Genomic DNA, 19,123 nt, shown 5'->3' on the forward strand with positions numbered 1-19,123 from the left:
TTCCGACCCGCACGGGCGGAGTTTCCGACCCAGACGGGCGCAGGGCGATGATCGTTTAGTAGGCAGAGCCGCGCGACCGCACTACGCTGCGCCCATGAGCATGCTCACTCCCCCAGGCATGGGCGGAAAGTACCGCATTACGGGCAACGCCTATCCGCGTATGCGCCGCCCCCGACGCCGCCGCAGGATCGTGCTCGCAGTCGTCGCCGCAGTGGCCGCCCTCGGCCTCGGCGGCTGGGGAACGCTGCAGCTCATCGACGTGTTCACGGGCGGCGGGAAGAAGATTACGGCGAAGGCCGGCCAGGCGGCCTGCAAGCCCCGGGCCGCGGCCTCCACCGCGCCCCTCCCGCCGAAACCGGCCCAGATCACGGTGAACGTCTACAACGCGACCCCGCGCGGCGGACTCGCCAAGGCCACCGCCGACGAACTGCGCAAACGCGGGTTCACCATCGGCAAGGTGGGCAATGCCCCGGTGGAGTACGACAAGAAGGTCCCCGGCACCGCCATACTGCTGGGCGCGGCCGCCGCGAACGAAGGACCGTTTCGGGTGCTCGCCACCCAACTGGCCGGGACCCAGCTCAGGACGGACGCCCGCAGGACCGCGGACGTCGATCTGATCCTGGGCACCGCCTTCAAGTCGCTCACCGCCAAACCGGCGTCGGACAAGGCGCTGGCAACCCTGGCCACCCCGCCGAAGCCGGCCACGACGTGCTGACACCCGGACCGTCCCGGCAGCGCTGAGCGGCTGCTCGCCGAGCAGCCGCCCCTTCGCGCGGCCCAGCCGCTCCGCCCAGCCCTGCCGCCCACGCCCCTCGCGGGAGGAGGGTGGCAGGGCGGCCGGCTGCGCCGGAACTACTCGGCCGCGCCGTACATCCGGTCGCCCGCGTCGCCCAGGCCCGGGACGATGTAGCCCTGCTCGTTTAGCCGCTCGTCGACCGAGGCCGTGACGACCGTCACCGGCGTGCCCGCCAGCTCGCGCTCCATGACCTCGACGCCCTCCGGCGCCGCCAGCAGCACGACCGCGGTCACATCGTCCGCACCGCGCTTGATCAGCTCCTGGATCGCCGCCACCAGCGTGCCTCCGGTGGCCAGCATCGGGTCCAGGACGTACACCTGGCGGCCGGAGAGGTCCTCGGGCATGCGGGTCGCGTACGTCGACGCCTCGAGGGTCTCCTCGTTGCGGATCATCCCGAGGAAGCCCACCTCGGCGGTCGGCAGCAGCCGCACCATGCCGTCGAGCATGCCGAGTCCGGCCCGCAGGATCGGCACCACCAGCGGGCGGGGGCGGGAGAGCTTGACGCCCGTGGTCCGCGACACCGGGGTCTTGATGTCGATCTGCTCGGTGCGGACGTCCCGGGTGGCCTCGTACGCGAGCAGGGTCACCAGCTCGTCGGCGAGCCGCCGGAAGGTCGGGGAGTCGGTGCGCTCGTCGCGCAGGGTGGTGAGCTTGTGCGCCACCAGGGGGTGGTCGACGACGTGGATCCGCATGGGCTCCACAGTAGCCGGGAGCGGCCACCCCCTGGCATCAACGGCCACTTCGGAGGGAAGGTGGGACGTACCCCTTCCAGCACCGAGGTGGTGTGGCCGATGCCGGACCGGGAACAGCAGGACCCGCGGGATCCGCCGGACCCGCGGGCACGGACGGAACAGGAGCGGGAACGCGAGCAGGAGACAGACGCCGACCGACGCCGGCGGCGCGCCCAGTTCCTGCGCGAGCTGAACGAGGCGAAGGCGCTGCGTGAGCGCGTCCAGCCACGGCGGGCACGCGCGGCCAGGATGCGCCAGGCCATGCGGATGCGCACCTTCCGCTGGTGAGTCCCGAGCGCGCGCCTGTGCGGGCTCTTGATTGAACGCGTGCACGACGCAACGCCGGAAGACCTCTCGCGAAGCCGTTGTTTCTGTCACGATTCCGAAAGGGCGGGGCACCAAGCGCACCGCCGGTCGTCACAACTCTGATCAGTGGGAGAGTCACGGTGTACTTCGCCGCACTGCTCGCGCGCACCGAAGACGGGTGGGAAGCGAGCGACACAGAGCTCGACGATGTGGAGACCCTGTCGGATCTGACCGACTTGGCCCGCGAGGCCTCGGTGGACGAGGACACGGTGCTCGTCTTCATCGAGCAGGAGGACGCGTGGTTCGGCGTCGTCCGCGTGGAGGGCGAGGAGGACCCTCGTATCTATGTCTCGGACGCGGCCGCGGCCGCCCGTTCCTCGTACGGGGAAATCCTCACCAGGGAACTACTGGGCGGGGACCAGGACGACGACGACGCCGACCTGGACTCGCTCGACCTCGACGGCACGGAGGACGGCGAGCCCGCCGTCGCGGACGACGAGGAGGAGGAAGAGGAGGAGACGTCGGTCTCGGCGGAGTTCGTCCCGGCCGGGCCGGCCGGCGACCGCGAGATTCTCGCGGATCTGGGCATGTCCGAGAAGGAGCTGCTGGCCCTGGACTCGGACGCGCTCGGCGAGATCGCCGACTCGCTGGGCGCCGCCGAGGTGCTGGAGACCGTCCGCTAGTGACCGAAGCGGCCGTGGACCCCGTACGTGCTCCGTGGGAGGCGCCCATGCGTCTCGCCCTCAAGGAGGCGGCGCGGGCGGCGCAGGCCGGTGACGTGCCGGTCGGCGCCGTCGTCCTGGACCCGGACGGGGCGGTCCTCGCCACGGGCCACAACGAACGCGAGCTGACCGGCGATCCGACCGCGCACGCCGAGGTGCTCGCGCTCCGGAGGGCCGCGGCCGCGCGCGGGGAGTGGCGGCTCACGGGCTGCACGCTCGTCGTGACGCTGGAACCGTGCACGATGTGCGCGGGCGCGCTGGTGCTGGCCCGGGTGGACCGGGTGGTCTACGGCGCGCGGGACGAGAAGGCGGGCGCGGCCGGCTCGCTCTGGGATCTCGTACGGGACCGGCGGCTCAACCACCGCCCGGAAGTGATCCTCGGCGTGCTGGAGGCGGAGTGCTCGGAGCAGCTGTCGGCGTTCTTCCGGGACCGCTGATCGATATCGATTTCAGAGCACGGCCCACCTTGGGCTAAGCTCTCTCCCGGTAGCGTGTCCGAGCGGCCGAAGGAGCTCGCCTCGAAAGCGAGTGTGGCGCAAGTCACCGAGGGTTCAAATCCCTCCGCTACCGCTCTTGCACGAAGGGGCGGACCCGGATCGGGTCCGCCCCTTCGTGCTGTTCCGGCTCAGTTCCCGTCGCCCCTCGGCGACCGGTAGGTGCACACCAGCACGCCCGTGCCGCTGGTGACCGTGGAGACCAGTTCGAGCGCGCGCAGCGCACCGTCGCCCGGGAAGATCGTTTTCCCGCCGCCGAGGATCACCGGCATGATCATGAGCTGGAGCTCGTCGACCAGGCCCTCGTGCAGGAGGGTGCGCACGAGCGTGGGGCTCCCCATGACCAACAGGTCGCCGCCGTCGGTCTCGTACAGCTCCCGGATGCGGGCGACGGCCTTGTCGCCGGGGATGCGCGTGGTGTTGTCCCACGTCAGTTCGGAGTCGCCCAGCGTCTCGGACACGACGTACTTCGGGATGGCGTTCATCCGGTCGGCGAACGGGTCGCCGGCCCGCTCGGGCCACGCCCCGGCCATCGTCTGCCAGGTGCGGCGCCCGAACAGCAGCGCATCGGCCTTGCCCAGCGCATCGTCGAAGACCCCACCCACCATCTCCGGGTCGAAGAACGGGTGCGTCCAGCCGCCGTGGGCGAAGCCGCCTTCGGTGTCCTCGTCGGGTCCGCCCGGCGCCTGCACGACACCGTCCAGGCTCATGAACTCAGTGATGACGATGCGCATGGGACTCGCTCCTCTTCCTCGCTCGGGGCTTACGGCATGGGAGACCGTCGAACCGCTCCGGACTCATCGTTGCCCCTGGAACCCCGTCCGTCCCGGGAAAGGCGGGAACGGGCACGGAAGGGCCCCGGTGCTCGGCACCGGGGCCCTTCCGCGTTGCAGTTGCCGTTCGCCCGCCTCTGCCCGCCTCCGGAGGAGAGAGGAGGAAAGAGGAGGACGGGGGAGCGGCATCGGGGGGACAAGCCGCTCCCCCGACGGGAACCGATCCGCCGGACCCGGGCCGTACTCGGGGGAAGCTCACGGCCCGGGACCCCGCAGTGGGGGCCGGTTCCTCACCCTTCGGATTCCTGCCGGATCCTCCGGGTTCACCTCCCATCCTGCGCCCGTGGGCACCCTTGCCGGGCCGGGCAAAGGGCCCGGATCTCCGGGTCCTTGGTCCATAAAGACTCAGTTAGACTCACGCGACTTGGCAGGGGCCGCAGGGGAGGCAGGACCGATGGTGCAAACGAAGAAGATCGCTCTCTTCATAGTCGTCGTCTTCGTCCTGTACACGATCATCAACTCCCCGGAACGCGCGGCCGACCTGGTCCAGGTAGGCTTCGAAGGGATTTCGAGCGCCGCTCAAGGCGTCGGAGAGTTCATGACGGAGCTCGTCAACTAGCTCGACACGAGGAGCGTCCCCCTTGATCCGCCATCTGGTCCTGCTCAAGCTCAACGAGGGCGTCAGGCGCGACGAGCCCCGCGTCGTCGCCGGCGCGAAGGCCTTCCAGGAGCTCGGCGGGGTCATCCCCGAGCTGGAGTTCTGGGAGTGCGGCTGGAACATCACCGACCGGCCGATCGCCTACGACTTCGCGATCAATTCGGCGGTCGCGGACGCGGACGCCCTGAAGCGCTACATCGAGCACCCGGCCCACCAGGCGGCCGCCGGACAGTGGCGCGAGTTCGCCACGTGGGTGATCGCCGACTACGAGTTCTGAGGCGCCCTCCGACCCCGGCTGCCCGTGCCCCCCACCGCAACGGTGGGGGGCATTTGTTATGTATGCCCCAACTTGCCCTCAACACGGAGTTATACGGTGCTTGCACACAGTGGACATGTCTTGTGATGCTATGACCGCTTTTGATGGATGAGTTGACCGAGATCGATCCGCTGTTCGAACCGTGAAGGGGTGGCGTGACCGTGCCGGCCAGTACAGCGCCTCAAGTGCCGCCCCAGAACGAGAGCGAGGTCCCGACCGCCCGGCCCCAGAGCCGGGGCGCGGACACCAGGGCGCTCACCCAGGTGCTGTTCGCCCAGCTCAAGGACCTGGAGCAGGGCAGCCCCGAGCACACGCGCGTGCGCGCGGCGCTGATCGAGGCCAATCTGCCGCTCGTGCGGTACGCCGCCGCCCGCTTCCGCAGCCGCAACGAGCCGATGGAGGACGTGGTCCAGGTCGGCACGATCGGCCTGATCAACGCGATCGACCGGTTCGACCCGGACCGCGGGGTCCAGTTCCCCACCTTCGCGATGCCGACCGTCGTCGGCGAGATCAAGCGGTACTTCCGCGACAACGTACGGACCGTGCACGTGCCGCGCCGGCTGCACGAGCTGTGGGTGCAGGTCAACGGCGCGACCGAGGACCTGACCACGGCGCACGGCCGCTCCCCGACGACCGCGGAGATCGCCGAGCGGCTGAAGATCTCCGAGGACGAGGTCCTCGCCTGCATCGAGGCCGGGCGCTCGTACCACGCGACCTCACTGGAGGCCGCACAGGAGGGAGACGGGCTGCCCGGACTGCTGGACCGGCTCGGTTACGAGGACCCGGCGCTGGCCGGTGTCGAGCACCGCGATCTCGTCCGCCATCTGCTCGTACAACTGCCCGAACGGGAGCAACGGATCCTGCTGCTCCGGTACTACAGCAATCTGACGCAGTCGCAGATCAGCGCGGAGCTGGGAGTGTCCCAGATGCATGTGTCAAGGCTCCTCGCCCGGAGCTTCGCACGATTGAGATCCGCAAACAGGATCGAGGCGTAACCGAAACGGGTAGACCCCTTTCGGCTCAATTCGCGGAGCGCAAAAGCCGCAGACCCCCTTTTTCCTGCGCTGATCTGACGCTCCGTTGTCGACATGTCACTACAGCGTGTTGCCGACATGTGACATTCTGCGGGAACCGCGTTTGCCGCGGCCCCGCCTCCGGTATTCAGGTGGAGGCTGCGTTCCTCCGATGGTCGCGGCCCACGCGACCGTCCGCGACCTCCAGGGGGTGGCATGTCCGCAGAACAGGGCAGCTCTAAGGTGCTCACGCGTGAGTTGAGCGCTCCCTCGCCCGACGTGCTTCCGGCGCCGGTGCCGCTTCCGGCCCCGGCTGCTCCGGAAGCCCCGGAAGCGTCGGCGGCCCCGGAAGCCATCGACACCCGCACACTCTCCCGCTCCCTCTTCCTGCGGCTGGCCGCTCTGGACCAGGACAGCCCGGAGCGTACGTACGTACGCGACACCCTCATCGAGCTCAATCTGCCGCTCGTGCGGTACGCGGCGGCCCGCTTCCGCAGCCGCAACGAGCCGATGGAGGACATCGTCCAGGTCGGCACGATCGGCCTGATCAAGGCGATCGACCGGTTCGACTGCGAACGGGGCGTGGAATTCCCCACGTTCGCGATGCCCACCGTCGTGGGCGAGATCAAGCGTTTCTTCCGCGACACGAGCTGGTCGGTGCGGGTGCCGCGCCGGCTCCAGGAGCTGCGGCTCGCCCTGACGAAGGCGAGCGACGAGCTGGCCCAGAAGCTCGACCGGTCCCCGACCGTCCCCGAACTCGCCGCGGTCCTCGGCGTGTCCGAGGAGGACGTGGTCGACGGTCTCGCCGTCGGCAACGCGTACACGGCCTCGTCCCTCGACTCCCCGTCCCCCGAGGACGACGGCGGCGAGGGCTCCCTGGCGGACCGCCTGGGCTACGAGGACAGCGCGCTGGAGGGCGTCGAGTACCGCGAGTCGCTCAAGCCGCTGCTGGCCAAACTCCCGCCGCGCGAGCGCCAGATCATCATGCTGCGCTTCTTCGCGAACATGACGCAGTCGCAGATCGGCGAGGAGGTCGGCATCTCCCAGATGCACGTCTCACGTCTGCTGACGCGCACGCTGGCCCAGCTCCGCGAGGGCCTCATCGCCGACTGATCCCGGACCGGTCCCGGAGTGATCCCGGACCGGTCCCGTATGTCCGTCCCCGAGCGCGGGAGGAGCTGGAACCCGGCCCCTCCGGCGCTCGCGGAGTGACGCATCCCCGCCGACGGGTTCCTCATTGACGACGCGTCAGACAAACTGGCGCAATGCGACGGCGACAGGTCGGATACGGGCTTGCGGGGGTCGCACTCTGCCTCGGTGGGGTGCTCGCCGCTTGCGGAGGTGGCGGGGACGGCGACGGCTATGTGGCCGTCGGAGCCGCGGGCGCCGGGCCCGAGGAGGGGCCGGCGGATGCGGTGGCGCCGTCGGGCAAGGTCGAACTGTTCCCCCTGGACGGTACGACGCCGCCCGCGGGGGCGCCCTCTGCCGGCGGCCCGTCGGGCGGTGGCACGAGCGGAGACACGGGAACGGGGGCGGGTGCCGGCACGGGCACGGGCACCGGCGCGGGCACGGCCCCAGGCGCGGGCTCTTCCGCGGCACCGGGGCACACCGAGCCGCCCTCCCGCCCGTCCACGGGCCCGGGCGGCACACCGGCACCGACCGCCCCCGGAACGGACTCGCCCGGTACCCCGTCACCCGGCACCACACCGCCCGCGACGCCGCCCGGGCCCGCCGTGCTGAGCATCGTGGACCTCGTGCGGGACACCACGGACACACGGTGGTGCGAGAAGGTGACGCTGGAGTTCCGGAACACCGGGGGCTCACCGGTGCCGTCGGGCAGCGTCACGTTCGAGACGCACATCATCGGCGCGCTGGGCATCGACTGGGCGACCGTCGAGTCGGCCCAGCCGCTGCCCGCGCCGATCTCCGCGGGCGCGACGAAGACGCGGACGTACACCGTGTGCGTCGACTCCTGGCGCGTGCCGCTCGGCATGCACATCGAGACGCAGGACGCGCGCGCCGAGTACTGAGGTGCGGTACCAGGGGTGTCTTGCCCAGTACTGAAGGGGCGGTACTGAAGGAGCGGTACTAGCCGAGCGCGAGCCAGGCGACCGCGCCGAGGATCGCGATCACGGCGACGACGCCGACGATCAGCCCGACCCGCGGACCGGCCGACGGCGGGGTCGACGCCGCGCGGCCGCCGTGCTGCGGCGCGCCCTCGTCGACGAAGGCGCGGAACATCTGGGTGTTGCCCGCGGGGTCGTAGTTGCCCTCGGGACCCTGGGAGGCTTGGGGGTTGTGTGCCATGGGGCAGGACCCTAGCGAACCCGGGTGACCCGCCCAACCCCCGGCCCGTCGCCATCGCGACTTACCCCCAACTTGTCCGCAGCATGACCTCGCACATGCAAATCCTTTTGCGTTCCTTTACTCCCCCAAGGCCCGTTTTCGTTTGCCTTCAGCAACCAACCTTTCTATGGTTGCCCTAAGCAACAAGATTTGGGGGGTGCCCATGGCCGACCGGAGTCAGTACCAGGAGCTGGCCCGGCAGATCAGCGCGATGGGCGCCGTCAAACGGGTCACCACACGTCTGCTGCCCACCGAATGCCCTGGCGGATCCGCCGCTGTGCTGTCGCTCCTCGGCCGGTACGGAGAGATGCGGATGAGCCGGCTGGCCGAGCTGCTCGCCGTCGACATGTCCGTCACCAGCCGGCACGTGGCCCATGTCGCGGACCGCGGCTGGATCGAGCGCGCGCCCGATCCGGACGACCGGCGCTCCCGCATCCTGCGGCTCACCCCCGCAGGCGAGGAGATGGTCGACGAGCTCGGGCGGCGCGTCACGGACATGTTTGCCCATCACCTCAGCGACTGGTCCGACGAGGACGTCGGACAGCTGAACGCGTTGCTGGCCCGCCTCCGCACCTCCGTCGGAGACTGCCGGGCCGCCCACACCTCCACGTAACAGACAAGGAAGTCCATGGCTACGACCACACCGACCGGTGTGCGGGGCGGCCACGCCAAGACCCGTGACGACGGTGGCGCCCCGATGACCCACCGACAGATCATGGAGGCGCTGTCCGGGCTGCTGCTCGGCATGTTCGTCGCCCTTCTGTCGTCGACGATCGTTTCCAACGCCCTGCCGGAGATCATCACCGACCTCGGCGGCGGCCAGTCCGCCTACACCTGGGTGGTCACGGCGGCCCTGCTGTCGATGACCGCGACCACCCCGCTCTGGGGCAAGCTCGCCGACCTCTTCTCCAAGAAGCTGCTCGTCCAGATAGCCCTGGTCATCTATGTGGCGGGCTCGGTCGTCGCCGGCCTCTCCCAGAGCACCGGCATGCTCATCGCCTGCCGCGTCGTCCAGGGCATCGGCGTCGGCGGTCTCACCGCCCTCGCGCAGGTCATCATGGCCGCGATGATCTCGCCGCGGGAGCGCGGCCGGTACAGCGGCTACCTCGGGGCGACCTTCGCCGTCGCGACGGTCGGCGGCCCACTGCTCGGCGGCGTCATCACCGACACCGAATGGCTGGGCTGGCGCTGGTGCTTCTACGTCGGCGTACCGTTCGCGCTCATCGCGCTCCTCGTGCTCCAGAAGACCCTGAAGCTCCCGGTCGTGAAGCGGCAGGTGAAGGTCGACTGGGCCGGCGCGTTCTTCATCAGCGCCGCCGTCTCGTTGCTGCTGCTGTGGGTGACCTTCGCGGGCGACAAGTACGACTGGGTGTCGTGGCAGACGTACGCCATGACCGGCGGCGCGGTCGCCCTCGGCGTGATCTTCCTGATCGTCGAGTCCCGGGCGAGCGAGCCGATCATCCCGCTGCGGCTCTTCCGCAACCGCACCATCACGCTCGCCTCACTGGCCTCGCTCTTCGTCGGTGTCGCGATGTTCGCCGGCACGGTCTTCTTCAGCCAGTACTTCCAGCTGGCGCGCGGCGAGTCGCCGACGATGTCGGGCGTCATGACCATCCCGATGATCGCGGGCCTCTTCGTCTCCTCGACGGTCAGCGGCCTGGTCATCACCAAGACCGGCAGGTGGAAGGCGTGGCTGGTCAGCGGCGGTGTGCTGGTGACGGGTGGCCTCGGGCTGCTGGGCATGATCCGGTACGACACCGAGTACTGGCGCATCGCGGTCTTCATGGCCGTCATGGGTCTCGGCCTCGGCATGATGATGCAGAACCTGGTACTGGCCACCCAGAATCAGGTCGCCCCGCAGGACCTCGGCGCGGCCTCGTCGGTCGTGACCTTCTTCCGGTCCCTGGGCGGTGCGATCGGCGTCTCGGCGCTCGGTGCCGTCCTCGCCAACCGCGTCACCCGTTACGTCGAGGACGGTTTCGCCGAACTCGGTCCGCGGGGTGCGGCGCTGGGCCACGGCGGCACGGGCGGCGGAGGCATCCCCGACCTGGACACGCTGCCGGCGCCGGTCCGCACGGTCATCGAGAGCGCGTACGGCCACGGTGTGGCGGACGTCTTCCTGTGGGCGGCGCCGTTCGCACTGCTCGCCTTCCTGGTGACGCTGTTCATCAAGGAGGTCGCGCTCAAGAGCAGTTCCACGGCCGTGCCCGAGGCGACGTCCGGCGAGCCCTCGGCCGTCGAGACCGCCACGGTCGCCGCGACCGCCGAGACCGCCGTTCTTGTCGGCACCCCGGTGCGCGGCGTCGTACGCGGCGCGGAAGGCGCCCCCGTCGGGCGGGCCGCGGTCACCCTGATCTCGCTGGGTGGCCGCCAGTTGGGCCGGTCCGTGGCCCAGGAGGACGGCTCGTACGCGCTGGACGCGCCGGGCGCCGGTTCGTACGTCCTGATCGCCTCCGCCGACGGCTTCCAGCCGCAGGCGTGCACCGTGGTCGTCGGGGACGGGCCCCTGGCGTACGACATCGCGCTCGCCGGTACGAGCGGGCTGGCGGGTGTCGTGATCGCCGCCGACGACCGTGCCCCGGTGGAGGGCGCCATGGTCATCGTCACCGATGTCCGCGGCGACGTCCTGGCCACCGGCAAGTCCACGGCGGACGGCGGCTTCGCCTTCGCCGAGCTGGTCCCGGGCGCGGTGACCGTCGCCGTGAACGCGGCGGGCTTCCGGCCGCTGGCCCTCTCCGTGGAGATCGGCGGCCAGGGCGTGACCCGGATCGAGGCGGCCCTGCGGGCCGGCGCGGTGGTCCAGGGCACGGTACGGGCCGGCTCCGCACGCAGGCCGCTGGCCGACGCGCGGGTGACGCTCGTCGACGCCGCCGGGAACGTCGTCGCCACCGCCACGACCGGCGAGGACGGGGCGTACGCCTTCGCCGACCTGGACACGGGCGCGTACACGGTCATCGCGACCGGCTACCCGCCGGTGGCGGAAGCGCTCACCGTGGCCGGGCACGGAATCGACGGCCACGACATCGAACTCGCCCACCCCGGCGACACACGCAAGGAGAGACATGGGGCTTCGCGCACAGGTAAGGACCCGGGACGGCTGGGCGGTCCAGCACGCGGTCGTGACCCTGACCGACACCGTGGGCGCTCAGGTGCTGCGGGCGGACGCGGACCCGGACGGGGCCGTACGCACGGACGCGGCGCTGCCGCCCGGCCCGTACACGGCGATCGTGACGGCCGTCGGCTACGCCCCGTACGCCTCCACCGCACTCGTCACCGCGAGCGGCCGGGCCGACATCGGCACCGTCGTGCTCGCCCGCGCGGGCGGTGCCGAACTCCCGCCGCCCGGCGTCTGGTCGCTGGACCCGGCGCACTCGTCCGTCGGCGCGGTCGCCCGGCATCTGGGCATTTCCAGCGTGCACGGCCGGTTCACGGACTTCGCCGGCCGGATCGAGATCGCGGAGGACGTGTCCCGGTCGCGCGTCGAGGCCGTGATCGACGCCGGCTCGATCGACACGGGCAACGGCCTGCGGGACAAGCACCTCACGTCTCCGGACTTCCTGGACGCCGAGCGCTTCCCGCGGATCACGTACCGCAGCCACGCCCTGACGGCGGCCGGCCCGGACCGCTGGACGGTACACGGCCGGCTCTCCCTGCACGGCGTCGAGCGCGAGATGGATCTGTCCCTCTCGTACCTCGGCACGGGCCCCGACCCGTGGGGCGGGGTACGGGCGGCCTTCCAGGCCACCGCGGAACTGCACCGAGAGGACTTCGCGATGACGTACAACCAGGTGGTGGAGGCGGGGATCGCGGCCATCGGCACGACACTCAAGGTGGAGCTCGCCATCCAGGCCGTCCAGGGCGAGACCCTGCCCTAGGGTGCGGACATGGCACCCAACATCGCGAGCAACACCCCGGTGGACCTGGAGCAGTTGCTGGACTTCGTCCGCCCCCGCCACCGCGCCGTCCTCCTCACCCGCCGCGCCGACGGCTCCCCGCAGGGCTCCCCGCTCACCTGCGGCGTCGACGACTCGGGCCGGATCGTCGTCTCGACCTACCCCGAGCGGGCGAAGACGCGCAACGCGAAGCGCGACGAGCGGGTCAGCGTCATCGTGCTGAGCGACGACTGGAACGGGCCGTGGGTGCAGATCGACGGCACGGCGGAGGTCATCGACGCGCCCGAGTCGGTGGAGCCGCTCGTGGAGTACTACCGCAACATCGCGGGAGAGCATCCGGACTGGGCGGAGTACCGCGAGGCGATGGTCAAGCAGGGCAAGTCGATCATCCGCATCACCCCGGTGCGGTGGGGCCCGGTGGCGACGGGCGGCTTTCCAGCGAGGCCGGCCCCGGAGGCGTGACCGGGCCCCGGATGCCTGACCTCTCCCCGCCGCAGGCGCGTCGCCCCTACGCCCGGGCCACCATCGTTTCGATGCCGGCGATCACCAGCTCCAGCGCGTACTCGAAGTCACGGTCGAGCATCTCCTCGACCGTGTCCCCGCCCCGCGCCTCCATGACCTTCTCCGCGTCCTGGAGCATCTCCGCGAGTTCCGGCATGCTCCGGGTCGCGCCCATGGCCTCCGCGTAGAACTCGTCCAGCGTCATCCCCGCGTCGGCGCAGCGCTTCTTGAAGTGGCCCTCGACCGTGCCGAGGCCGTAGACGAACTGGAAGACCGCGGCCATGCCGGCCGCCTGCCAGTTCAGCGGCAGTCCCGTGTTGCCGATGAGCCCCTGCACGGTGCGCGAGAAGGCCAGCGAATGCGGGCCGATGTTCAGGTACGTACCGATGAGCGAGGACACCCAGGGGTGCGTGACCAGCAACTTCCGGTACGCGACGGCGACTTCGCGGAGCTGGTCGCGCCAGTCCGCGCCCTCCTGCGCCGGGTCGGGCAGCCGCATCTCGCTGTGGACGGAGTCGAGGGCCAGTTCCAGCAGGTCGTCCTTGGTGTCGACGTACCAGTAGACCGACATCGCCGTGACGCCCATCTCCGCGGCGAGCCGGCGCATCGAGAACTTCGCCAGCCCCTCCGCGTCGAGCAGCCGTACCGTCATCGCGGTGATCTTGTCCCGGTCGAGTCCTGAAGGCTGGTCGGCCTTACGGTCCCGGGGGGCCTTGCCCTCCAGCCATACGCTCGTCACCGCCCGGCGCTTCGTGCGGTCGGCTGCCGACACCATGGCGTACCCTCCTCGCTCCCGCCGGGCGGTCCGCCCAGTTCAGATGCTATTCCGCCGCTCCGTCGGAGTCTGCCCGCCCGGCCCGGCGCAGCAGCACCGCGGCCGGCACCCCGCCCGCCGGCACCGTCACCGCGCCGACGAGCCGGCTCGTCTGCGGGCTGGAGGCGAAGGCAGTCGGCGATGCGCGCCCGCTCCTGCGGGTTCTCGGCCGCAGCGAGCGCCGCCGGGAGCGAGGCCGCCGAGACGGCGACGAGGGAGGCGAAGCGGGAGTTCAGTACGGCTCCGAGGACGGCGACGCCGAGGCCGTTGCCGAACTCGGCCGGCGTGCCGTTGACGCCCGCCGACTCTTTGTACGGTGTACGGGGCTCGGCCTCGTACACCGTACAAGGGTTTCTCATACGCTGTATAACGCTATTTCCGGGCGGTCAGGTCGTAGAGGGTGGTGCCGCCCACCGTGACCTGCGTGAAGTTCTCCTCGACCCAGGTGGAGATCTCGCTGTTTCCGCCGGGGCCGCCGCCCTGGCCGCCGCTCGCGACGAAGTAGTGGATCCTCCCGGCGGCCACGTACTGCTTGAACCGGGCCAGGGTCGGGGACGGGTCGCTGCCGTTGAAGCCGCCGATCGCCATGACCGGCTTCTCGGTGGCGAGCTGGTAACTGGCGGCGTTCTGGGAGCCGATGGCGGCGGCGACCCAGGTGTAGTCCGCGGCGTTCTGCTCCAGCTTGGCAGCGACGGCGGAGCTGACGTTCGCGCCGTTGAGGAGGCCGCCCATGCCGCCGCCTGCGCCCGGTCCGCCTGCGCCTTCACCCTGGGCCTGGCCGGGCATCTGGCCTTGAGCCGGGAGCTGCCCCTGGCCCGTCTGTCCCTGACCCGTCTGCCCCTGGCCCGCGCCCGGCAGTTGGCCCTGGCCGCCCGTCGGGGGCGTGCCCTGGCCGCCCGCGCCCTGACCGCCCTGCCCACCGGCCATCCCCGGCGGCATCATCCGCGCGCCGTCACCCCCACGCCCACCCGGAGCGCCTCCGCCGGGACCGCCGCCGCCGGGGCCACCCCGCATGCTCGCCGGGCCCGCCGTCACGATCGAGCCCTGATGCCCGGTGTCCACCGTGGAGAGGGTGTACGCGACCGGCCCGGCAAGCGCCGCCGCCAGCCCGAGACCCGCCGCCCCGAGGGCGAACCGCCGCCCGAGCCGCCCCGCGAACAGCAGTCCGGCCGCCGCCACGAGGCCGCCGGCCGCCACCGCCGTGCCCAGCCAGGACACGAAGTCCTCGGTACGGCCGAGCAGGACGTACGCCCAGACCGCCGACACCGCCACGGTCGCCGCCAGCGCCGCGCGGGCGGCGAGCTGCGCCCGCTCCTCCCACAGCACCGTCGCCCCCATGCCGACGAGGGCGGCGATGTACGGGGCGAGCGCGACCGTGTAGTACTCGTGGAAGATCCCCGCCATGAAGCTGAACACCGCGAGGGTGCTCAGCAGCGAGCCGCCCCACACCAGGAACGCCGCCCGGGCCGTGTCCGCCCTCTTGCCGCGCCAGGTGACGACGATGCCCGCGACCAGCAGGATCAGCGCGGCGGGCAGCAGCCAGGAGATCTGGCCGCCGATGCTGTCGTTGAACATCCGTCCGATGCCGGTCTCGCCCCAGCCGCCGCCCTGCCGGCCGCCGCCGTCGCCGCCGCCTCCGACGCTCCCCGTCTCGTTGCCGTTGATCCGGCCGAGGCCGTTGTAGCCGAAGGTGAGCTCCAGGAAGCTGTTGGTCTGCGAGCCGCCGATGTACGGGCGCGAGGACGCCGGCCACAGTTCGACAACGGCCACCCACCAGCCCGCCGACACGATCAGCGCAACCCCCGCGAGGGCGAGTTGGCCGAGCCGTCGGCGTACGGTCGTCGGCGCGCACACCGCGTACACCAGCGCCAGCGGCGGCAGGATCAGGAACGCCTGCAGGGTCTTCGTCAGAAACGCGAACCCGACGGCGACGCCCGCCCACACCAGCCACTTCGTCCGGGCGCCTTCGAGCGCGCGGAGCACGCAGTAGACCGTCACGGTCATCAGCAGCGCGAGCAGCGCGTCCGGGTTGTTGAACCGGAACATCAGCGCGGCGACCGGCGTGAGCGCCAGCACCACCCCGGCGATCAGCCCGGCGGCCGCACTGAACCGCCCGCGCACGGCCGCGTACACGACGCCGACCGTCGCCACGCCCATCAGCACCTCGGGCACGAGGATCTGCCAGGACCCGAGCCCGAACAGCCGCACGGACAAGGCCATCGGCCAGAGAGCGGCGGGCGGCTTGTCGACCGTGATGGAGTTCCCCGCGTCGGACGACCCGAAGAAGAACGCCTTCCAGCTCTCGCTGCCCGCCTGAACGGCCGCCGAGTAGAAGGAGTTGGCGTACCCGGACGCGCTGAGGTTGTACAGGTACAGCACCCCGGTGAGCAGCAGCAGCGCGAGCAGGGCGGGTCGCACCCATGCGGGGTCCTCGGCCCTTCCCCGCCACAGCCGGCCGATCCGCCCGCGGGGCGGAGCGGCGTGCGCGGCGGCGGACGACGGCGGGATCGCGCCGGGCACCGGATCCACGGCCTCGCCCGCGGCCGGCGCGGCGGGTGCCGGGCCCCTGGGCACATCCTGCGCGAGTCGCGCCGTGGTGCCGCCCACGGCCGCCGCAGGCGCCGGGCCCGGGGCCGTCCCGTGCGCACTCGGTGCGGCGCTGCCCGCGGGCCACCCGGCCGTGGAGCCGGCCGTCGGCCATGGCGGCGGAGCCGTCGCGGCGACGGGCAGCCCGTCGTGGTTGTCGTGAGGCGTCGTGGTCATCGTCGCGTCCTCGTCGTCGTGGCCGTCATGTTCGCTGCGGCCGTCGTGTTCGTCGGGTTCGTGTCGTCGCCGGAAGGCGCACCGCGCAGTTGCACGGTCGCGTCGCCGCTCCAAGGGCCGGAGACGCCTGAGCGGCCGGACGAGCCATGTCCGTCCGCGCAGGGGACGGCGGGTCCGCCCGCCGTGAGGGCGTCACCGCGCCGGTCCGGGAAGACCCAGGCGCGGAAGAGGAGGAAGCGCAGGACCGTCGCCGAGAGGTTGGCGACGATCAGGACCGCCAGCTCCGTCCCGTGCGAAGGGCTGCCGCCGACCGTGTCCAGGGCGGCCAGCGAGCCGCTGGTCAGCGCGAGGCCGATGGCGAACACGACGAGCCCCTGGGCCTGGTGGCGTACGGCACGCTCCGGGCCCCGTACCCCGAAGGTGAGCCGCCGGTTCGCCGCCGTGTTGGAGACGGCGGACACGAGCAGCGCCGCGGCGTTCGCCGCCTGCGGCCCCACCCCGGCCCGGAAGACGGAGTACAGCAGCAGATAGAAGAGCGTGGACAGCGCCCCGACCACGCAGAAGCCGACCAACTGCCGTGCCAGCCCGCCCGGTACGCCGCTGAGCTGCCGGTCCCTCGGGTCGTCGCCGAACGGCCGCGCGAGCCGGTCCAGCGGCAGCGCCCCCACCGCCAGCGCCCGCCCGACCCGCCACACGCCCTTGAGATCGTCGACCGCCGTGCTCACGATGTGCACCGTGGAATCGGGGTCGTCGACCCAGTCCACCGGCACCTCGTGGATCCGCAGCCCCGCCCGCTCCGCGAGCACGAGCAGCTCGGTGTCGAAGAACCAGCCGGTGTCCTCGACCATCGGCAGCAGCCGCTCGGCCACATCACGCCGTATCGCCTTGAACCCGCACTGCGCGTCCGAGAAGCGCGCCGCCAGCGAGCCGCGCAGGATCAGGTTGTAGGCCCGCGAGACGAACTCCCGCTTCGGGCCGCGCACCACGCGCGACGACCTGGCCAGCCGCGAGCCGATCGCCAGGTCCGAGTGCCCGGAGATCAGCGGTGCGACCAGCGGCAGCAGGGCGTTGAGGTCGGTGGACAGATCCACGTCCATGTACGCGAGCACGGGTGCGTCGGACGCGCCCCAGACGGTCCGCAGGGCTCGCCCGCGGCCCTTCTGCTCCAGCCGGTACGCCCGCACCTCCGGGAACACCGCCGCCAGCGCAGCCGCCACCTGCGGCGTCCGGTCGGTGCTCGCGTTGTCGGCGACGGTGATCCGGAAGCCGTACGGGAAGGTCCGCGCCAGATGGCCGTGGAGCCGCCGTACGCACGGCTCCAGGTCCTTCTCCTCGTTGTAGACGGGAATCACCACGTCGAGTACGGGCGTGCCCGCCGCTCCGACGGGCAGATGCTCCCGTGCCGGCAAGGTGCCGGGTGCGGTGTCGGTGTCGGTGTCGGTTCGCATGCCCCGACTCTCGCCAGGGCCGCTGTCACGGCCTTGTGGTGAGCCTGTGCGCCCTCTGTGAGTCGCGTGCCTCGAGAGGCAGGCGTACGGAGAAGACCGTGCGCCCCGGCACGCTCTCCACGCCCACCGACCCACCGTGCGCGGCGACGACGGCATGCACGATCGCCAGGCCGAGGCCCGTGGAGCCGGCCGCGCGCGAGCGCGACGCGTCACCGCGGGCGAAGCGTTCGAAGACGTGCGGCAGCAGCCCGGGCGGGATGCCGGGCCCGTCGTCCTGGACCTCGACGGCGACCGAGGACCCCCGGCCCAGCGGGCGGACCCGTGCGGTCACCGTCGTCCCGGGCGGGGTGTGCGTGCGCGCGTTGGCCAGCAGATTGACCAGCACCTGGTGGAGGCGGGCCCCGTCCCCCCGTACCGTCACCGGCTCGTCCGGCAGCTCCAGGCGCCAGACATGGTCCTGCCCGGCCGCGCGGGCGTCGCTCACCGCGTCCACCACCAGCATCGAGAGATCGGTGCTCCCGTACGAGAGCGGGCGTCCCGCATCGAGCCGCGCCAGCAGCAGCAGGTCCTCCACGAGGCCGGTCATCCTGGTCGCCTCCGCCTCGATGCGCCCGAGGGCGTGGCGGGTGTCGGGTCCGGTCTCCTCGCGGCCGCGCCCGCGGCGCGTCAGCTCGGCGTACCCGCGGATCGAGGCGAGCGGCGTCCGCAGTTCATGGCTGGCGTCGGCGACGAACTGCCGTACCCGCGTCTCGCTCTCCTGTCGCGCGTGCAGCGCGGAGTGGACGTGGTCGAGCATCCGGTTGAGCGCCGCACCGACCTGCCCGACCTCGGTGCGCGGATCCGCCTCCGCGTCCGGGACCCGCTCGTGCAGCGCCACCTCGCCGCTGTGCAGCGGGAGTTCGGAGACCCGGGTCGCGGTCGCGGCGACCCGGCGCAGCGGCCGCAGCGCGACCCCGACGAGCGTCCCGCCCGCCAGTCCGGCGGCGACGAGACCGGCGCCGGTCACACAGACCTCGACGACGACGAGGGTGCCGATGGTGCTGTGCACCTCGGCGAGCGGTACGCCGACCAGGAAGGTGCCCTTCCCGCCGTCCGCGTACGCGACGCGGTAGGCGCCGAGTCCCGGCAGCTCCACCGTGTGCGGGTCCTCGTCGCGCGGGACGCCCGCCAGCGCCTCCTTCTCCGCCCGCGACAGCGCGTGGTCCGTGACCTCGGGGCCCAGACCGTCCGTGTCCTGCTGCGTGGAGACGGCACCGTCGCCGAGCGTGCCGTCGGCCGCGACCTCCACGCCGACCGTGCCGAGGGGCGCCCCGCCCCCGGTGACGAACCGCAACTGCTCCTCGGGCGGCGGCGGGCCTGCGGCGAGGGCGGCGTCCGGCGGGGGCCCTGCCGCCCGCCGGGCCAGGGCGGTCAGCTGCTCGTCCTTCTGCCCGTACAGATAGCTGCGCAGGGCGAGCGTCGTCACCGTACCGATGACCGCCGCGACGACCGCGATCAGTGCGACCGCGGACACCACCAGCCGGGTCCGCAGCGACCACCTTCTGCCCAT

At 71.7% G+C, this 19,123-nt stretch carries 19 protein-coding genes, 1 tRNA gene and 2 pseudogenes; 14 read left to right on the top strand and 8 right to left on the bottom strand.

The features are described from left to right. Positions 1 to 94 precede the first annotated feature (94 nt). Positions 95 to 715, top strand: coding sequence for a LytR C-terminal domain-containing protein (locus tag ACFV9O_RS00110; RefSeq protein ID WP_385410514.1), 621 nt, complete (start codon positions 95 to 97; stop codon positions 713 to 715). 137 nt (positions 716 to 852) lie between these two features. Here the strand turns inward: ACFV9O_RS00110 and upp are convergent, their stop codons facing one another. Beyond that, a complete protein-coding gene (gene upp / locus ACFV9O_RS00115) occupies positions 853 to 1,488 on the bottom strand; it encodes a uracil phosphoribosyltransferase (RefSeq protein WP_385410516.1) in 636 nt (211 codons plus the stop codon). 99 nt (positions 1,489 to 1,587) lie between these two features. Here upp and ACFV9O_RS00120 point away from each other — a divergent pair, with 99 nt between their 5' ends. From ACFV9O_RS00120 to ACFV9O_RS00135, 4 genes are all read left to right on the top strand, one after another. Continuing rightward, a complete protein-coding gene (locus ACFV9O_RS00120; RefSeq protein ID WP_385411088.1) occupies positions 1,588 to 1,815 on the top strand; it encodes a hypothetical protein in 228 nt (75 codons plus the stop codon). A 158-nt stretch (positions 1,816 to 1,973) separates the two neighbouring features. After that, on the top strand, positions 1,974 to 2,516 hold the full coding sequence (locus ACFV9O_RS00125; protein ID WP_385410518.1) for a hypothetical protein: 543 nt from the start codon (positions 1,974 to 1,976) through the stop codon (positions 2,514 to 2,516). 47 nt (positions 2,517 to 2,563) lie between these two features. Next, positions 2,564 to 2,992, top strand: a complete 429-nt coding sequence (gene tadA / locus ACFV9O_RS00130; protein ID WP_385410520.1) for a tRNA adenosine(34) deaminase TadA — start codon at positions 2,564 to 2,566, stop codon at positions 2,990 to 2,992. A 48-nt stretch (positions 2,993 to 3,040) separates the two neighbouring features. Further along, a tRNA-Ser gene (locus tag ACFV9O_RS00135) sits at positions 3,041 to 3,125 on the top strand. A gap of 55 nt (positions 3,126 to 3,180) precedes the next feature. Here ACFV9O_RS00135 and ACFV9O_RS00140 read toward each other — a convergent pair. Further along, positions 3,181 to 3,783 carry a dihydrofolate reductase family protein gene (locus ACFV9O_RS00140; protein WP_385410521.1) on the bottom strand — a complete coding sequence of 201 codons (603 nt, stop codon included), beginning with the start codon at positions 3,781 to 3,783 and terminating at the stop codon, positions 3,181 to 3,183. Between the two features lie 493 nt (positions 3,784 to 4,276). Between ACFV9O_RS00140 and ACFV9O_RS00145 the strand changes: the two genes are divergently transcribed. From ACFV9O_RS00145 to ACFV9O_RS00165, 5 genes are all read left to right on the top strand, one after another. Then, the gene (locus tag ACFV9O_RS00145) at positions 4,277 to 4,441 is read left to right on the top strand and encodes a hypothetical protein (protein ID WP_385410523.1); all 165 of its coding nucleotides are present in this window, start codon (positions 4,277 to 4,279) and stop codon (positions 4,439 to 4,441) included. A 22-nt stretch (positions 4,442 to 4,463) separates the two neighbouring features. Beyond that, entirely contained in the window at positions 4,464 to 4,757 is a 294-nt protein-coding gene (locus tag ACFV9O_RS00150) for a Dabb family protein (RefSeq protein ID WP_385410524.1), read from the top strand. Positions 4,758 to 4,957: 200 nt separating this feature from the next. Next, on the top strand, positions 4,958 to 5,791 hold the full coding sequence (locus ACFV9O_RS00155; RefSeq protein ID WP_385410526.1) for an RNA polymerase sigma factor SigF: 834 nt from the start codon (positions 4,958 to 4,960) through the stop codon (positions 5,789 to 5,791). 234 nt (positions 5,792 to 6,025) lie between these two features. Next, a complete protein-coding gene (locus ACFV9O_RS00160) occupies positions 6,026 to 6,922 on the top strand; it encodes an RNA polymerase sigma factor SigF (RefSeq protein WP_385410527.1) in 897 nt (298 codons plus the stop codon). 152 nt (positions 6,923 to 7,074) lie between these two features. Further along, complete coding sequence (locus ACFV9O_RS00165; protein WP_385410529.1) at positions 7,075 to 7,839, top strand: hypothetical protein; 765 nt, start codon at positions 7,075 to 7,077, stop codon at positions 7,837 to 7,839. Positions 7,840 to 7,897: 58 nt separating this feature from the next. On the opposite strand, the gene ACFV9O_RS00170 is transcribed toward ACFV9O_RS00165, so the two are convergent. After that, positions 7,898 to 8,116 carry a hypothetical protein gene (locus tag ACFV9O_RS00170; RefSeq protein WP_385410531.1) on the bottom strand — a complete coding sequence of 73 codons (219 nt, stop codon included), beginning with the start codon at positions 8,114 to 8,116 and terminating at the stop codon, positions 7,898 to 7,900. Between the two features lie 202 nt (positions 8,117 to 8,318). On the opposite strand from ACFV9O_RS00170, the gene ACFV9O_RS00175 reads away from it, so the two are divergent. The 4 genes and pseudogenes from ACFV9O_RS00175 (at position 8,319) to ACFV9O_RS00190 (ending at position 12,510) form a co-directional block, all read left to right on the top strand. Beyond that, complete coding sequence (locus ACFV9O_RS00175; protein ID WP_385410533.1) at positions 8,319 to 8,768, top strand: MarR family winged helix-turn-helix transcriptional regulator; 450 nt, start codon at positions 8,319 to 8,321, stop codon at positions 8,766 to 8,768. A gap of 15 nt (positions 8,769 to 8,783) precedes the next feature. After that, a pseudogene (locus tag ACFV9O_RS00180) lies at positions 8,784 to 11,201 on the top strand (MFS transporter); the annotation flags it as partial. A 16-nt stretch (positions 11,202 to 11,217) separates the two neighbouring features. Next, the gene (locus ACFV9O_RS00185) at positions 11,218 to 12,030 is read left to right on the top strand and encodes a YceI family protein (protein ID WP_385410535.1); all 813 of its coding nucleotides are present in this window, start codon (positions 11,218 to 11,220) and stop codon (positions 12,028 to 12,030) included. A gap of 9 nt (positions 12,031 to 12,039) precedes the next feature. Next, entirely contained in the window at positions 12,040 to 12,510 is a 471-nt protein-coding gene (locus ACFV9O_RS00190; RefSeq protein WP_385410537.1) for a PPOX class F420-dependent oxidoreductase, read from the top strand. Between the two features lie 46 nt (positions 12,511 to 12,556). Here the strand turns inward: ACFV9O_RS00190 and ACFV9O_RS00195 are convergent, their stop codons facing one another. The 5 genes and pseudogenes from ACFV9O_RS00195 to ACFV9O_RS00215 all read right to left on the bottom strand — a co-directional run bounded on the left by ACFV9O_RS00195 (position 12,557) and on the right by ACFV9O_RS00215 (position 19,123). After that, positions 12,557 to 13,324 (bottom strand): TetR/AcrR family transcriptional regulator, encoded by a 768-nt coding sequence (locus ACFV9O_RS00195; protein ID WP_385410538.1) that lies wholly within the window; start codon positions 13,322 to 13,324, stop codon positions 12,557 to 12,559. A 46-nt stretch (positions 13,325 to 13,370) separates the two neighbouring features. Continuing rightward, positions 13,371 to 13,665, bottom strand: a pseudogene (locus ACFV9O_RS00200) (MFS transporter); the annotation flags it as partial. A gap of 70 nt (positions 13,666 to 13,735) precedes the next feature. Continuing rightward, positions 13,736 to 16,126, bottom strand: a complete 2,391-nt coding sequence (locus tag ACFV9O_RS00205; protein ID WP_385410541.1) for an ArnT family glycosyltransferase — start codon at positions 16,124 to 16,126, stop codon at positions 13,736 to 13,738. Beyond that, on the bottom strand, positions 16,123 to 17,574 hold the full coding sequence (locus tag ACFV9O_RS00210) for a glycosyltransferase (RefSeq protein WP_385410542.1): 1,452 nt from the start codon (positions 17,572 to 17,574) through the stop codon (positions 16,123 to 16,125). Before ACFV9O_RS00210 ends, ACFV9O_RS00205 begins: the two co-directional genes overlap by 4 nt. Positions 17,575 to 17,599: 25 nt before the next feature. Then, positions 17,600 to 19,123, bottom strand: a complete 1,524-nt coding sequence (locus ACFV9O_RS00215) for a sensor histidine kinase (protein WP_385410544.1) — start codon at positions 19,121 to 19,123, stop codon at positions 17,600 to 17,602.

Origin of the sequence: Streptomyces sp. NPDC059909 (assembly GCF_042730885.1) — a bacterium.
GTDB lineage: Bacteria > Actinomycetota > Actinomycetes > Streptomycetales > Streptomycetaceae > Streptomyces.